The sequence below is a fragment of the Chryseobacterium sp. FP211-J200 genome, from assembly GCF_001643375.1.
In the GTDB taxonomy this organism is placed as follows: Bacteria; Bacteroidota; Bacteroidia; order Flavobacteriales; family Weeksellaceae; genus Epilithonimonas; species Epilithonimonas ginsengisoli.
The window spans coordinates 1-15,139 of the sequence record NZ_LSHB01000044.1; the positions used below are offsets into that span (position 1 = coordinate 1).

15 protein-coding genes are annotated in these 15,139 nt (G+C 39.7%); 5 read left to right on the forward strand and 10 right to left on the reverse strand.

What is annotated here, in order from left to right; all coding sequences use genetic code 11:
* Positions 1-103: 103 nt before the first annotated feature.
* The 5 genes from AXA65_RS13245 (at position 104) to AXA65_RS13265 (ending at position 4,346) form a co-directional block, all read left to right on the forward strand.
* Complete coding sequence (locus tag AXA65_RS13245) at positions 104-2,029, forward strand: ABC-F family ATP-binding cassette domain-containing protein (protein WP_063970573.1); 1,926 nt, start codon at positions 104-106, stop codon at positions 2,027-2,029.
* A gap of 124 nt (positions 2,030-2,153) precedes the next feature.
* The gene (locus AXA65_RS13250) at positions 2,154-2,762 is read left to right on the forward strand and encodes a PH domain-containing protein (RefSeq protein ID WP_086048203.1); all 609 of its coding nucleotides are present in this window, start codon (positions 2,154-2,156) and stop codon (positions 2,760-2,762) included.
* A 29-nt stretch (positions 2,763-2,791) separates the two neighbouring features.
* Positions 2,792-3,139 (forward strand): hypothetical protein, encoded by a 348-nt coding sequence (locus AXA65_RS13255; RefSeq protein WP_063970574.1) that lies wholly within the window; start codon positions 2,792-2,794, stop codon positions 3,137-3,139.
* Positions 3,140-3,173: 34 nt separating this feature from the next.
* On the forward strand, positions 3,174-3,749 hold the full coding sequence (locus tag AXA65_RS13260) for a Crp/Fnr family transcriptional regulator (protein ID WP_063970575.1): 576 nt from the start codon (positions 3,174-3,176) through the stop codon (positions 3,747-3,749).
* A 153-nt stretch (positions 3,750-3,902) separates the two neighbouring features.
* Positions 3,903-4,346 carry a carboxymuconolactone decarboxylase family protein gene (locus AXA65_RS13265; RefSeq protein WP_063970576.1) on the forward strand — a complete coding sequence of 148 codons (444 nt, stop codon included), beginning with the start codon at positions 3,903-3,905 and terminating at the stop codon, positions 4,344-4,346.
* 269 nt (positions 4,347-4,615) lie between these two features.
* Here the strand turns inward: AXA65_RS13265 and AXA65_RS13270 are convergent, their stop codons facing one another.
* From AXA65_RS13270 to AXA65_RS13315, 10 genes are all read right to left on the reverse strand, one after another.
* Positions 4,616-5,281 carry a hypothetical protein gene (locus tag AXA65_RS13270; protein WP_063970577.1) on the reverse strand — a complete coding sequence of 222 codons (666 nt, stop codon included), beginning with the start codon at positions 5,279-5,281 and terminating at the stop codon, positions 4,616-4,618.
* 202 nt (positions 5,282-5,483) lie between these two features.
* On the reverse strand, positions 5,484-6,206 hold the full coding sequence (locus AXA65_RS13275; RefSeq protein ID WP_228391681.1) for an intradiol ring-cleavage dioxygenase: 723 nt from the start codon (positions 6,204-6,206) through the stop codon (positions 5,484-5,486).
* Between the two features lie 120 nt (positions 6,207-6,326).
* The gene (locus AXA65_RS13280; protein ID WP_063970578.1) at positions 6,327-7,007 is read right to left on the reverse strand and encodes a LytR/AlgR family response regulator transcription factor; all 681 of its coding nucleotides are present in this window, start codon (positions 7,005-7,007) and stop codon (positions 6,327-6,329) included.
* A gap of 2 nt (positions 7,008-7,009) precedes the next feature.
* Positions 7,010-8,023, reverse strand: coding sequence for a sensor histidine kinase (locus AXA65_RS13285; RefSeq protein WP_131797821.1), 1,014 nt, complete (start codon positions 8,021-8,023; stop codon positions 7,010-7,012).
* 283 nt (positions 8,024-8,306) lie between these two features.
* Positions 8,307-10,388, reverse strand: a complete 2,082-nt coding sequence (locus tag AXA65_RS13290) for a M3 family metallopeptidase (protein WP_228391683.1) — start codon at positions 10,386-10,388, stop codon at positions 8,307-8,309.
* Positions 10,389-10,764: 376 nt separating this feature from the next.
* Complete coding sequence (locus AXA65_RS13295; RefSeq protein WP_063970581.1) at positions 10,765-12,618, reverse strand: cation:proton antiporter; 1,854 nt, start codon at positions 12,616-12,618, stop codon at positions 10,765-10,767.
* Positions 12,615-13,139 carry an NAD(P)H-dependent oxidoreductase gene (locus AXA65_RS13300; RefSeq protein ID WP_063970582.1) on the reverse strand — a complete coding sequence of 175 codons (525 nt, stop codon included), beginning with the start codon at positions 13,137-13,139 and terminating at the stop codon, positions 12,615-12,617. Before AXA65_RS13300 ends, AXA65_RS13295 begins: the two co-directional genes overlap by 4 nt.
* A 172-nt stretch (positions 13,140-13,311) precedes the next feature.
* Positions 13,312-14,115, reverse strand: a complete 804-nt coding sequence (locus AXA65_RS13305) for a TPM domain-containing protein (RefSeq protein ID WP_063970583.1) — start codon at positions 14,113-14,115, stop codon at positions 13,312-13,314.
* Positions 14,096-14,527 carry a TPM domain-containing protein gene (locus tag AXA65_RS13310; protein WP_063970584.1) on the reverse strand — a complete coding sequence of 144 codons (432 nt, stop codon included), beginning with the start codon at positions 14,525-14,527 and terminating at the stop codon, positions 14,096-14,098. Before AXA65_RS13310 ends, AXA65_RS13305 begins: the two co-directional genes overlap by 20 nt.
* Positions 14,524-15,120: a LemA family protein gene (locus tag AXA65_RS13315; RefSeq protein ID WP_063970585.1), complete on the reverse strand. Its 597-nt coding sequence runs from the start codon at positions 15,118-15,120 to the stop codon at positions 14,524-14,526. The genes AXA65_RS13310 and AXA65_RS13315 overlap by 4 nt, the downstream gene beginning before the upstream one ends.
* Positions 15,121-15,139 lie beyond the last annotated feature (19 nt).

Below are 15,139 nucleotides of genomic sequence, written 5' to 3' on the forward strand. Positions count from 1 at the left end.
AATAATGCACTACGAGTTAAGTAAATATAAACTTCCCACATCCAGCTTCCATCTTCCATCATATTTCACTACTTTTGCAAATTCAAATAAAATATAGAATACAATGCTTTCGGTTCAGGGATTAGGCTTACATCACGCAGGAAATTATCTTTTCAAAGACACCAATTTTACCATCAAAAAAGGGGACAAGATCGGATTGGTCGGAAAAAACGGAGCTGGAAAATCCACGCTTCTCAAAATACTTTCCGGAGAGATCAATTTCTACGAAGGTAATGTGATCACTGAAGGTAAGATCACAATCGGTTTCCTAAAACAGGATCTTGATTTCGTAAAAGGAAGAACAGTTTGGGACGAGACCATGCAGGCTTTTGAGCAGATCAATGCTTTGAAAGACGAATTGGAAGAAGTCAACCACCAATTGGCAACCAGAACCGATTACGAAAGTGATGCTTACACGGATCTCATCAACAGAATGACCGATCTAAATGATCTTTTGATGAATTTCGATGCTTACAATTTGGAAGGTGATGTGGAGAAAATTCTATTTGGACTAGGTTTCAAAGCGGACGATTTCCAAAAGATAACCGACGAATTTTCCGGCGGTTGGAGAATGAGAATCGAATTGGCAAAATTGCTTCTTCAGCAAAACGATTTAATGCTTCTGGATGAGCCTACCAATCACTTGGATATGGAATCTATCATTTGGCTAGAGGATTTCTTGAAAGATTATCAGGGATCGATGTTACTCGTAAGTCACGACAAGCAGTTTATGACTTCCACTTGTAACCGGACTTTTGATGTTAATAACAGAAAGGTTGACGATTACAAAGCCAACTATTCCAAATATCTTGAACTAAGAAAAGACAGAAAAGAAAAACTCATCCAGGCGAAGAAAAACCAGGATGCAGAAGTAAAACATACCGAGGAATTGATCAACAAATTCCGTGCAAGTGCTTCCAAAGCCTCTTTTGCGCAGTCTTTGATCAAAAAACTTGACAAACTGGAACGCATCGAAGTTGAGAATGATGACGTTTCCAAATTCAATATCCGATTCCAACCGAGTGTTCAACCTGGAAAAGTGATTTTCGAAGCACAAAATCTTGGGAAAGCTTACGGCAAAAAACAGATCTTCGATAAAGTTGATTTCATCGTAGAAAGAGGTGCTAGAATTGCTTTGCTTGGACAAAATGGACAAGGTAAAACAACTTTGGCAAAAATCCTTGCGGGAGACATCACTGACTTTTCAGGAAGCTGGAATCTTGGTCACAATGTGAACATTGGTTATTTCGCTCAGAATCAGGAAGAAGTTTTGACGCCGGATAAAGCCGTTCTTCAGGAAGCGGAAGATTCTGCAACCGAGGAAACAAGACCGAGAGTTCGGGATCTTTTGGGATCTTTCCTTTTCCAAGGTGAAGATGTGACCAAGAAAACGAAAGTCCTTTCCGGAGGTGAGAGAAACCGTCTGGCACTTTGTAAATTGTTGCTTCGTCCTTTCAACACGTTGATCATGGATGAGCCTACGAATCACTTGGATATCCAATCTAAGGAGATCATCAAGTTGGCACTTCAGAAGTTTGAAGGCACCTTGATCGTCATTTCTCACGACCGTGAATTTTTACAAGGTTTATCAGACAAGATCTTCGAATTCCGTGATGGAAGCATGAAGGAATTCCTTGGCGACATCAATGAATATTTGGAATACAGACAAAAAGAAAGCATCCGTGAGATCTCTGCTGAGAAAGCAAAACTGCATCAGGAAGAAGCAATTCCGGAAGTTAAAGTGAAGGTTCAGGAGCCAGCTAAAGAATCTAATATCATCGTAAGTAAAGAACAAAAGAACATCCAAAACAAGATCAAAAAAGTAGAAGAAAAGATCTCTGAACTTGAATTGAAAATCGAGGAATTTGAAAGTTCTTTTACTAAAGAAAATCCTTCTGAGGAGACTTTGGAAACTTACAACAAAATCAAAGAAGAATTAGATTTGACGTTGCAGGAATGGGAATTCTTGGGAACTCAGCTGGAAAGCTAAGATTTGAACTTTAAGGTAAAATATAAACTGCATTGGATATTCTGATGCAGTTTTTTATTGATGATATTCCGTTTGTTTTTGTAATTTCACATTAAATAAAAACCTCAATCACAAAAGTTATACAATGATCAACAACCTCAAAAAATACCTCAACGAAGAGCAAGACCCAAAATCCGTTGAAAAAATCATAGAAAAAGTAACAGACCTTTTGACCAATGGTGAAACCATTGAGTACATCGCGGTTCAGAATAAACCGGCAATTAATATTTCGCCGGATTCTATTGTTCTTACCAACAAAAGAATCATCTTTTTCCGTTCCAAGTCATTTGGTTTGGTGACAGATTTTCAGGATTATCTTTGGAAAGATGTGGGCGAAAGTCACATCAGTGAAGCGATTCTGGGTTCTACTTTCAAGATGACAGCGGTCAGCGGATTTGTGGAAACGATTGATTATATCCCAAAATCCCAAGCGAGAAAATTATACCAATACGCACAGGCCAAAGAGGAAGAAATGATAGAATTCCGAAGACAGAAAGAATTGGAAGACAAGCGTGCGACTTCTGGCGGAATCACAGTCAATACACAACCTGAGCAAAAAGAAGAACCTAAAAAAGAAATCCCAACTGAGGATCCAATGGAAACGCTGATGAAACTAAAGGCCTATCTGGATAATGACCTGATTTCCGCCGAAGATTACGAGGCTAAAAAGAAAGAGATATTGGCTAGAATGTAAAGTCCATCCTTGCAAAACCACTAAAAAAAATGAAACCCTGGAAAGCCTTTTTGTCGCGCTTGTTGATCGTTGCGATTCCTCTGCTGGTTTTGTATTTTTATGCTGAAATCGCTTTCGAAGCCAACAGAAAAAAAGAACATCCGACAGACGCGGGTTTGGGAATTGTCGTCTTACTTGCCTTTATTCTGATCATTTTATTTGGGGGTTTTCTAATAGATCTATTGTTGAGACTTAGCAGAAAAGAGTATAAAATCGCTTTGATCAATGTTCCTTTTCTGATTCCGTTTGTTATTTTTATTATTTACATTGCTTGTTTGATGGCCAGTAGAGAATGTTTTTGTGGCTGGCTGATCGGTACGATCGACTGGATGCGCTAATGTAAATTCCTTTCTAATTTTAATATAACATTTAATGTCCCAGATCTTCCGAAACCATTTAGAAAAATTCATCAAAATCAACGATGACGATTTCGAAAAGATATTCTCTTATTTCGAGGTCAAGACCTTTGCAAACAAAGAAGACCTCTTGGAAGAAGGACAGGTCTGCAGGCACAATTACTTCGTTCTGAAAGGTCTTTTACGCAAGTTTTTCATTAATGAAAAAGGAACCGAACAGACCACAGACTTTGCCTTGGAAAGCTGGTGGATGACCGACAATTTTTCCTTCGAGCACAAATCGCCTTCAGATTTTTCTATTCAGGCGGTAGAGAAGTCGGAAGTACTGGTCATTTCCAATGACGCTCAGGAAAAACTGTTGGAAGAATTACCGGTGATGGAGAAGTACTTCCGGATCGTTTACCAAAGAGCTTTTGCGGCCAATCAACGGAGGGTGAAATATATTTTCTCGTTCTCCAAAGAAGAGTTCTATCTCAATCTACTCAAGAAATATCCAGACTTTGTCCAGCGTGTTCCGCAATACCTCATCGCATCCTTTCTTGGTTTCACACCAGAATATTTGAGTGAACTGAGGAAGAAAATTGTCTCTTAAATCTATACCCGAGTTTATCTGCAACATTTGCCCAATCAATCTGCGAGAGATCATCATCCGAATCATTCTAATCATTTTCTTTCTTAAACCAGTTTAAGTTTTTCGCAGTTTCGATTCCTCAACTTTGTCCTATCAAATTAAAACATCAAAACAATGGACAAACGTATCAACATCAACACCACAGAACCACACGCTTACAAAGCCATGCTAGGATTGGAAGCGTATCTTGCCAACACAGAGATCTCTAAAACTTTGAAAGAACTGATCAAGATCCGCGCATCACAGATCAACAACTGTGCGTACTGTCTGGCGATGCACACCAAAGATGCCATCAAATATGGCGAAAGTGCTGAGAGGCTATTCATCCTAAGTGCCTGGCACGAGGCAGAAAGCCACTTCACAGAAGAAGAAAGAGTGGCTCTGAAAATGACAGAAGAGGTCACACAGATCTCCCAACATGGCTTGAGCGATGAGACATATCAAAAAGCTTTGAAGTTCTTTTCTGAGAAACAGGTCGCCGAGATCATCATGGCCATCGTGACCATTAATGCATGGAACAGAATTGCGATCAGCACGCAACTTCAAATTGGCGAATAAGACATTTCAAAAAAGTATTTTCCAAAAAACAACTTGATGTTCTCCTAAAAACATCAAGTTGTTTTGATCAAAAGGTCAAGTTGTTTTCATGAAAACAACTTGACCTTTTGAGGTACCATTCTAAACGTCCTATCCATGGGATTTGCAGAAGGTCACTTTTTGATCTGGATGAAGACTTAACAAAGTAAAAATCCCGATCAAAATTTGACCGGGATTTTGGGTAAATAAATCGAAAAATGAAAATTTAATAATAACAACAATTTTAAATACTATTCAGGGACCTCAAAGAAAAGGATGATGGCATTTTCACTCAACGCTTCGAATTCCAGTTCCTCGATATCCGTTATCAGGACGGCATCCCGGTTTTCCAGCAATCTGTTTTGGAACTCAAAAGCGCCATTGATCACCATCCCGAAGATCCCATGACTTTGCTCCCTGAGGATATAACGCCCTTCCTCTCTCCCATCGAAAACCCCTATGAATCCAGGAAAACTGAAACCTGTATCGATGAAGTTCAGTTTGTTTCTGATTTCCAGGTCCAGATGATTGATCCGGTAAGAATTCTCCGTTATCTTTTTATGGAATTTGATCACGAGAACATCCGCATCCTCATTATCAAGGACATTCTTGATGGTCACACTTTGTGGCTCGGCAGCTTCGAAGATCACTACCTCTCCAGCTTCTATCACTTTATTGAAACCGTGGATCCTGACCTTTCCGTAAATGGGTATAAAGATCACTTTCTGGTCTGCTTTCAGATCGACAAGGTTTTGAGAATCTCTATAAATCACAAACTCTAAAACTTCATACAATGTATGGTCCGTGCTGCTTACAGTTCTCTCATTTTTGTAAACATCTGCAATGGCAGCACTTGGGGCAAGATCCCAAAACCTGTGATCCGATCGTAATATCTTTGAAGGTGTCTGAACCAGCATATTTTATTTGGAAATACTTGATTGATGATAATTAAAAAAATTCCGGAACCCTATCAACAACTTAAACCTACAACATGTCAGGATTCCGGAAAAAAAATAAACTTATGAAAATTATTATGGACACCTACATCTACGAGAGTCGTGCAATCATAGATGTTAAATTTTAAAAAGATATTATAATATTTTACTAATACTAAATAACTTACGCATTCACTTTGATGGTATGCTGAAGCTTAAATCCTTCACCCACACTTCCGCTGACCGTGCTCATCTCATTTGCTGTCCAATCACTGAAGACATTATCATTGGCATTGTAAGTATAGCCGCTCATGCCGCGATAGCCAGGACTCGCGTTCACCAGTTCCACCGCACTCCCCGACCCTTCCGGAAAAGCGATCTGCGTGATGAGAAGTGACGTTCCCACATTGTTGTAGATATGAACGTGAATATGTGTTGCCCGCCCATTGTACCAACCAAGGAAAATGGATGCGTAACTTACTTTGCCGTTTTCATCCGTCGTCTGTCTGCCTCGTAGAAAATGATAATTGGTGTAATTCGTCGCCTGCATACCGCCACCGCCATATTCGGAATAGTTGCCGTCTTTGTCACAATGCCATATATCTACGACCACGCCTTGCAACGCAGCACAATTGGCCTTTACGTTTTGAATCGTTAGATCAATTTCAAAAGGAATACCTGTCCTGTCGCCAACAATATTGTTTTGAACAAGAGTCGATGGGGATTTGGTGGGGAAAGGACCTTCCGTTTCAGAATTCGTCACCGCACATTCTGTGGAAACAGAATTATTGATCGCTGCATTCTCTTCATCATCATTTTTGCTGCTGCAACGTAAAATAAACGGTGTTGCAACAACAGTTACACCTGCTAATCCTAGACTTTTCAGGAAGTCTTTCCTACTCACCATCCTCATCTTTTGAACATTTAAGTTTTACAGGACAAAAGTAGGGCGACCGGGAAAGAAGAAGAAATTTTTGAGGGAAACGATGTAAATGTGTCGATTTTTTGGCTAAACCTTAAAGATATCTTAATAATATCCAATGATCTTCTTCAGATCTTCCTTGTAAGTCTCGCCAACGGGAATGATGAAATCTTCCAAGTGAATATTCTTGTTCACAATCCCTTTGATAGCCTTTATCGGGAGAATATAAGATCGGTGAACGCGGATGAACTTCTTCTCAGGAAGTTTCGACATGATGTTCTTCATGGATGACCTTGCGGTGATCTTGGAAGCATTTTTTAGATGGATCTGGATATAATCGTCCAGGCCTTCGATCAGTTTTATATCTTCAAATTCTATCTTATGCAGTTTGTAATCGGCACGTATCAGGAGATGCTGGATCTGTAATTCAGAATTCGACTTTTGTCTGATCTTGTCTATTGCTTTTTGAAATCTATCGAACGAAAAAGGTTTTACCAAGTAATCTACGGCGTTCACATCAAAAGCGTCAACCGCATATTCCGAAAAAGCGGTGGTGAAGATGACTTTGATGTCCTGAGAAAGACTTTTATAAAAATCCAACCCATTTTTGTTCGGCATCTGGATGTCCAAAAAGATCAGGTCGACCGGGAATTTCCGCAGATACTTTTCGGCATCGCTCTGTTTATGGAAAGTCTTTTCCAGACTGATGTCATCGATTTTCGAAGCGAAAGTTTCGATGATCTTGAGAGCCAATATCTCGTCGTCTATGGCAATTGCTTTTATCATAACTAAGCGCTTAGATCTAAATTAAGTTCAACAGAATAAGTTCCGGAAATCTCTTCTACGTTCAAAGTATATTTTCCTGGATATAGTTTTTCCAGACGTTCGGTCGTATTCTTCATCCCAACTTTGGTCGATTCGTCTGCGGCAGAATGATTGACTATATTATTAAAGACTTTGAAGTTCAATGTTTCATCTTTCACATTGACCTCGATAGAGATCTTCGAATTCTCTTCTGCATTCACACCATATTTGAAAGCATTTTCGATATAATTGAGGAGGATCATAGGGACGATTTTCACATCATTTGTCACGCCGTTTTCTTTATAATCAAAGTCGAGACTTTCGTCTGTTCTCATCAACTGCAACGCGATGTAATCCTTAATGTAAAATAACTCTTTTGACAACAATACAAAGTCATTTTCACTTTCTTCTACGATGTAGCGCATCACATTTGATAATTTCAAAATCCCTTCCGAAGCATCGTCAGATTTAATCAAAATCAATGAGTAAATCGAATTAAGTGTATTGAACAAAAAATGGGGTTGAAGCTGATATCTTAGATTTAGGAGATCGGCTTTTGCCTTCGCACGTTCCATTTCCTTTTTCTTAATGGATTGATGCAAAAAGAAAGAACTGAAAAACGAGAGTAGGAAAGGAAGAATTCCCATAACATAATTGCGGACAAAGAAATTATTCTGTCGCAACATTGGCGGAGGCGGACCGACTTGTCTTCCCTCGGAACCTTGCATATCCGAAGGTGATTTTTGATTTGTAAAATCCCTTCCATTTTCAGGTATAAAATCGAGATCATTTGGTGGCGGTGGCGGCAAATCCCGAAGTTCATTCTGATTACTTTGACCTGCTGTTTTGGAGATCTTGTTTTGAAAGAAATCAAATTCATCATCATTTCTGTGCTGATTTGGAAACATCAAAAAAGGCAAAGTCGAAATCCAAACATAGGAAACAAAAACGCCTGCCCAATACAGAAGCAACCGTCTCTTATCATATAATTTTGGCAAAAGAAAACCGAGGTTGATATAGAAAAAGACGATCAATAAAAAGTATCTCGAAAAATCCCTGAGAAATCCTGAAGACTTCAACAAACTAAGGTTGCTATCCAACTCCGGCGATGACAAGATCGGAATTAGCAACAACAAAAGGATCAGGAGAATATGGTAGTAGATGTTTTTTAAAAATGATTTTTTACTAATTTTAAACGAAGTTAATCAAAAATATTCCAGAATTTAAAACAAAAAGAACGTCCCCAAAATTGGAAACGTTCTTTATAGATGGATTTTATTTTTACTTGATAAAACCTCTACTTCTTAACAATGGTTTGATATCAGCCTTGTGACCTGTGAAACCTTCAAAAGCTTTGTTCAAGTCAACGCTATTACCAACAGAAAGAATATATTTTCTGAAACGGTCGCCGTTTTCTCTCGTGATTCCGCCATTGGCTTTGATCCATTCCCAAGCATCGGAATCCAAAGTTTCTGACCACAAGTAAGCATAATAGCCCGCCGAATAGCCGCCGCCCCAAATGTGTGCGAAATAAGGCGTGTGGTATCTTGGCGGAACTTGCTGAACCAACAATCCATATTTGCTTAAAGCTTGTTTTTCGAAGTCCAAAACTGGGATCAGCTGACTGTCCGAAGTTACCGTGTGCCAATTCATATCCAAAGTTGCAGCCGCAACCAATTCTGTCGTTGCGTAACCTTGGTTGAAGTTGGATGCTTTTTTGATCTTATCAATCAATGCTTGTGGCATCGGCTGTTTGGTTTGATAATGCAAAGCATAATTTTTCAGGATCTCCGGTTCCAAAGCAAAATGCTCATTAATCTGAGATGGGAACTCCACAAAATCTCTCGGTGTGTTGGCTCCCGAAATCGAGGCATATTTTTGATCAGCGAATAGGCCGTGTAAAGTATGACCAAACTCATGGAACAACGTTTCCACATCATCGTAAGAAATCAAAGATGGTTTTCCTGGCGCAGGTTTTTGGAAATTGTAAACATTTACAATCACCGGTTTCTGACCTAATGAATGGGACTGCTGAACGAAGTTGTTCATCCACGCACCGCCACTTTTATTGCTTCTGGTGTAGAAATCCAAATAATAAAGCGCCAAAGATTTCCCGTCTCTGTCGAAAACCTCATAAGCCACCACATCTGGATGATAAACCGGAAGGTCTTTTCTCACTTTGAAAGTGATGCCGTAGAATTTCTCAGCGGCGTAGAAAACACCTTTTTCCAAAGCAGTTGTTACCTCGAAGTAAGGTTTGATCTCGTTATCATCCAGGTCATATTTTGCTTTTCTCACTTGCTCAGAATAGAAATTCCAGTCCCAAGGTTCCACTTTGAAGCCACCTTTTTGTGCATCAATTACTTCCTGGATTTCTGCAGCTTCACGATTTGCGGTTTCTACAGCTGGTTTTGCCAATTGCGCTAGAAGTCCCATTGCAGCTTCCGGCGTTTTTGCCATTTGGTCTTGCAAGCTCCATTCAGCGAAGTTTTTCTTTCCGAAGAGTTGCGCTTTTTGCAATCTTAGTTTAGCTAATTTTTCAACAGTTTCTCTCGTATCATTGGCATCGCCTTTTTCGGCTCTTGTCCAAGATGCTTTGTAAAGTTTTTCTCTGGTGGCTCTGTTTTTAAGATTTTGAAGAAGTGGCTGCTGTGTTGTATTTTGTAAAGCTAAAAGGTATTTTCCCTTTTGTCCTGCTTTCTCTGCGTCTTCCGAAGCTGCAGCGATGTCGTCGGCGGAAAGCCCGTCTAATTCTTTGACATCGGAAATCAAAACGGCGCCGTTCTTTCTGGCTTCCAACAATTTGTTGCTGAATTGTGTTGCTAAAGTTGCCAATTGTTGGTTGATCTCTTTTAGTTTTTCTTTGTTCTCTGCTGACAGATTTGCGCCGGCCAATTCGAAATTGGTAAGATAAAACTCGGTGAGTCTTTTGCTTTCCGCATCAAGCTTATCGGTTTTTACGGCTTTTAATTTTTGATATAATTTTTCATTCAATGAAATCTTGTCCGCGTGCGAGGCAAAGATCGGAGCGAATTCCTCTTCTAATTTTTGAAGCGCATCATTGGTATTGGAGCTCGTCAAATTGTAAAAAATAATGGTTGCCCTTCCCAAAGTTGGTCCGCTGTTTTCCAAAGCCAAAACAGTATTCTCGAATGTTGGAGCCGCTTTGTCGTTGACAATTTTATCGATGTTGGCCAATTGTTCTTTCAAACCAAATTCAAAAGCGGGTTTGAAATGTTCGTCTTTGATCTTGTCAAATTCCGGCGCTTGATATTGTAAGGTACTTTTTTTAAGAAATGGATTGTTGTTCATAGCTTTTTCTGTGGTTGCCGTGGTCTTTTTCTGTTGGGCACTGATCATCATATTACCTGTATTGAACGCTAAAAATGCGACAAGCAATGATGTTTTTATTTTTTTCATAGAATAAAAATTAATTGGGGAATAAAAGTAATGAAAAGTGAGGGAATAATCGACCTGGTTTTTTAAAGTAATGATCTCGGAATTAATCGATTTACTATTTAAAGATTTTCGTGAATTTGGAGACCAATGTAATTTTATGCTGAATCCGCAGCCCGGCTTGAACGGAGCTCATTTTTTGTGGCTGGAAAAGCAAAGGCAAAAATAGCGGGAGTGGAAGACGGAAATAGCTGCCATAAAAAAATAAAAACTAGCTATTCGACGAATGTCAAAAGCTGCCCAAATCATTCTCACTAATATCAACTTTAAAAAAATAAAATAATTATTTATCCTCGTCCTCATCGCCGCTCCAATGGTTTTCTTCGAAGGAGATGCTGTCGAGCGCCAATAGTTGCGCCTCGCGTTCCAAGGTTTCTCTGAGTGTAAAAGTGACCATATTCTCGTCTTTTTCTTTGGCAAGTCGTCTGGTCATGGCTTTATCGATGATCATGAAACGCTTGCCCATTCTTCTGGCGGTGTACTTTCGCATTCCGTTTTCTTTGAGGATGTCAACGGCCATATCTACGGCAGTTCCTAGGGTTTCGCGGTAAATATTATCGACTTTTTTATTGAGGAATTCGTACGCGTCGAGACGGTTTTTTGCTCTGACGAAAATTTTGATATCTGGATAATTTTCTTTGACGTAATCGACGAGGAATTTGTTTTTTTCAGGATCATCCAGGCAAATAACGAGTAACTCAGCCTCTTCTATTCCGGCAGAACGTAACAACGCGGGTTTCGTGGCGTCGCCGTAGTACACGTTGAAACCGTTGGAACGCAGCAGTGCGACGCGATCTGGATCATTGTCCAAAACTGTGGAACGGATGCCGTTGGCTTTCAACAATCTTCCAACTGTACTTCCAAAATATCCGAATCCGACGATGATAATTTTACGTTGTTTGATGATCCCGAGTTCTACATTTTCTTCAGATTTCTCTTTGATAAAACGCTTATCGAGAACTTTTTCCTTGAAGATCAAAAGCAAAGGCGAGATGCACATCGTGATCGCTACAATCGCCATCAATTCTGAGTTGGCTTGATAATCAATTAAAAATAGACTGGCAGAGAAATTAATCAAAACAAAAGCAAATTCACCTACCTGTGACAAGGCAAAAGCGAGGAAGAAACTCTGCTCATTGTTCATTTTATAATATTTTCCGATGCCAAATAGTACTGTTGCTTTGATCGCTAAAACAATGAAGGCCGCTGAAAAAATGAAAACTGGTTTTGAAGCGATGATATCAAAGTTGATCGTCGCACCAACACTCACAAAAAATACCGCCAACAACAAACCTTTGAATGGATCAATGTTACTTTCCAGCTCATGACGAAACTCGCTGTTTGCCAACATGACTCCGGCGATGAACGCGCCTAAAGCAGGACTTAATCCAATCGAGATCATCAATTCTGAAACGCCAATCACGAGGAACAATGAAGCAGCGGTCAAAAGCTCATTGAGGCCAGACCTGGAAACAAATCTGAGGAATGGAATGAAGATGTACCTTCCCAACAAGATCAGGATCAAAACTGCTCCAATTACGGTAAAAGGCTGCAACCATTCGGGAATATAATGCAGCAATATTTTTTCGTGGTCTGCTTGCGCAACAGCTTTTTGTGACCTTGATAGAAATGGTAACAATGCCAAAATCGGAATGACCGCAATATCCTGAAAAAGTAAGATTGAAAATGAGGATTCGCCGCTCACCGTTCGGAAAAGATTCTTCTCCTTCAAAGTCTGTAGCACGATTGCCGTAGATGACATGGCGAAACAAAGCGAAATGATAAATGATTTTTGAAGCCCAAATCCAGCGACATAAAACACGATGAAAATCCCAACAATACTCAGAAGCATTTGGCTCAAACCAAGTCCAAGAATACGTTTTCTGATCTGCCAGAGTTTTTGCGGTTCCAATTCTAAACCGACCAGAAACAACAGCATGATCACACCCAATTCTGATGCGTGCATAATATCTGCCGCGTCTCTTCCCGTCAATTGTAAACAAAAAGGACCGATCAAAATTCCGCCGAGAAGATATCCAATCACGGAACTCAAACCCAGTTTTTTCCCCAGCGGCACCGTGATGATGGCAACGCCCAAGAAAATAAGGATTGTCATTGCAATTGAATTTTCTGTCATTCTATTTTTAGGATCTTTGATAATTCTTCACAAGAAACATCCAATTGTTTCTCATCCAAATTATCTGCGTTATAAATGATATGTGTATGTTTCAGTTCTATATTGTTGATGTCCAAAGAAACCTGCAAACCGATGAGGAGACTTTCCGCATCAGTCTTGTATTTTCCTTCTTTGGAATAATTGCCTTCGCTTCCGCCAACACTGGTGATGATCAATGCATCTTTTCCTGATAGTATATTAAGCTGGCCTTCCGAGATCCATCGCATATCAAAAACCTCATCGATCCAAAGCTTAAGCAATGGTGGCAATCCGAACCAGATGATCGGGAAATGGAAAATGATCCTTTCAAAGTCGACAATCCTCTTCCGCTCGCGAAAAGCCTGAATATGAAAATCGGGATAATCCTCGTACAGGTCTCGGAAAGTGACATTTGGCATATTCTCATAACACTTCAACAATCTAATATTGGTTGTAGAATGTTCGAAGTAAGGATGCGCAAATAGAACCAGTGTTTTTTTCAAGAGAAACTGCGATTTTCGTAAATATAATGAAAATTCAAACAAAAATCAAGATTAAAATATTAATAAATATTCATAATAAATAAAATCAAAGAAATAAAAATCTTATATCTAACAAAAAAAATCAGAACCCTAATTAAGATTCTGATTTTTTTGTTTTTGATATTAAGGTTTGTTACCAACCACCAGAAGCACCGCCGCCGCCGAAACTTCCGCCACCGCCAAAGCCACCGAAACCGCCGCCACTACTGCCACCACTACTACCACCACCAAATCCACCGCCGCCGAAACTACCTGGGAATGGGAAGAATCCGCCACCGTATCTTCGGCTTCCTTTTCTGGAAAGCGTGTAATCATCGTCATCGTTGTTTCCCCCATTATTTTTGTTGATGATACTTAACAAGATGATGATAACAATGACGATCAAAACAAGAGAACCAATACTGATTCCACCATCCTTATTCTGCTTCTTGACGATGGGTTTGAATTTCCCCTGAACCGCCTCCATTATCGCAGAAGTTCCTTGGTCTATCCCATTGTACCATTCGCCTTTTTTGAAACTTGGTGTTACGAGATAATCCAATATCTGTCCCGCCACTGAAGCTGTCAAGTATTGTTCAACCGCCCGTCCTTGCTGGATTGACATTGTATGGTCTTCCGTAGCAATCAGAAAGACAACGCCATTATCAACACCTTTTTGTCCTATTCCCCATTTCTCACCGTACATTGTTGCGAGATAATTCACATCTTCGCCATTAGTTGTTGGAAGAATGATGACCTCGATTTCTGTAGAAGTGGAATCTGAAAATTTGATCAGTTTTTGATTCAGTGCATCCTTTTCACTTTCCGAAAGCAGATTGGCCTTATCATAAACAGGATAAAGCACCGCTGGTTTTTCCGGCACAAGCTGAGCATTGATAAACAAACCAAAGACCAGGAATACTGAGAAAATATACCGTTTAAGAGAAGCTGATATCATTGGGTAGTTCATTGATATTTTCCCCAATTACAGGGAAATATTTTTTAAGTTCAAAGCCCGTTTTCAGAATGGCATCTTTGAGACCTTGATAATAATTTTCTTTTACAAATTGAGCCGTGATCTCATCGTGAATTGTATCCCAGAAAGATTGTTTTACTTTCTTGTGAATACCTTCGTCTCCAATGATCGTGAGATAATGCTGTTCAAAATTCACGTAGAACAAAACGGCATTTCTTTCCTTGGTCAAATGCATATCCAAAGATTTGAAAATGCCAAAAGCTTTCGCGGCAAAGTTATCTTCTGCAGTAGAATCTATATGCACACGAATCTCTCCTGACGAGTGATCCTCAGCTATTTTGATGGCTTCCACAAGGGAAGCCATCTCTGTATTTGTAAGAAAGTGATTCATTATTCTGAGAAAACACTAGGTGCATTTTGTGCGCCTGCTTCCGCTTTGAAATATGGTTTTTCTTTGAAGTTTGAGAAGTTGGCGATCACGTTATTTGGAAACGTTTTGATGTTCGTATTATACTCTTTCGCAGCATCGTTGTAATAAACCGTTTCAGAACGGATACTGTTCTCAATCGCTGTATATTCTCTTTGGAAGTTGATATACTGTTGGTCAGCTTTCAGGTTTGGATAGCTTTCTACAACCGCCATCAATCTGCTCAGTGAACCACTCAATTCACCTTGAGCTGCCTGGAATTTCGCCATATCAGCTTCGGTCATATTTGTAGGATCGATGTTGATAGAAGTCGCTTTTGATCTCGCTTCAACCACTTTCGTCAACGTTTCGGTTTCAAATTTTGCGTAGGATTTTACTGTTCTTTCAAGATTCGGAATCAAGTTCGCTCTTTTCTGATAAACTGTTTCCACGTTTGACCATTTGGCATTCACGGTCTGCTCCTGACCTACAAATCCATTTCTAATTCCGACTGCCCAAAATCCAATAATTGCAATAATAGCAACAATGACGATGACAGCGATACAACCTTTACCTTTCATAGTTTGATGTGTTTTAAAT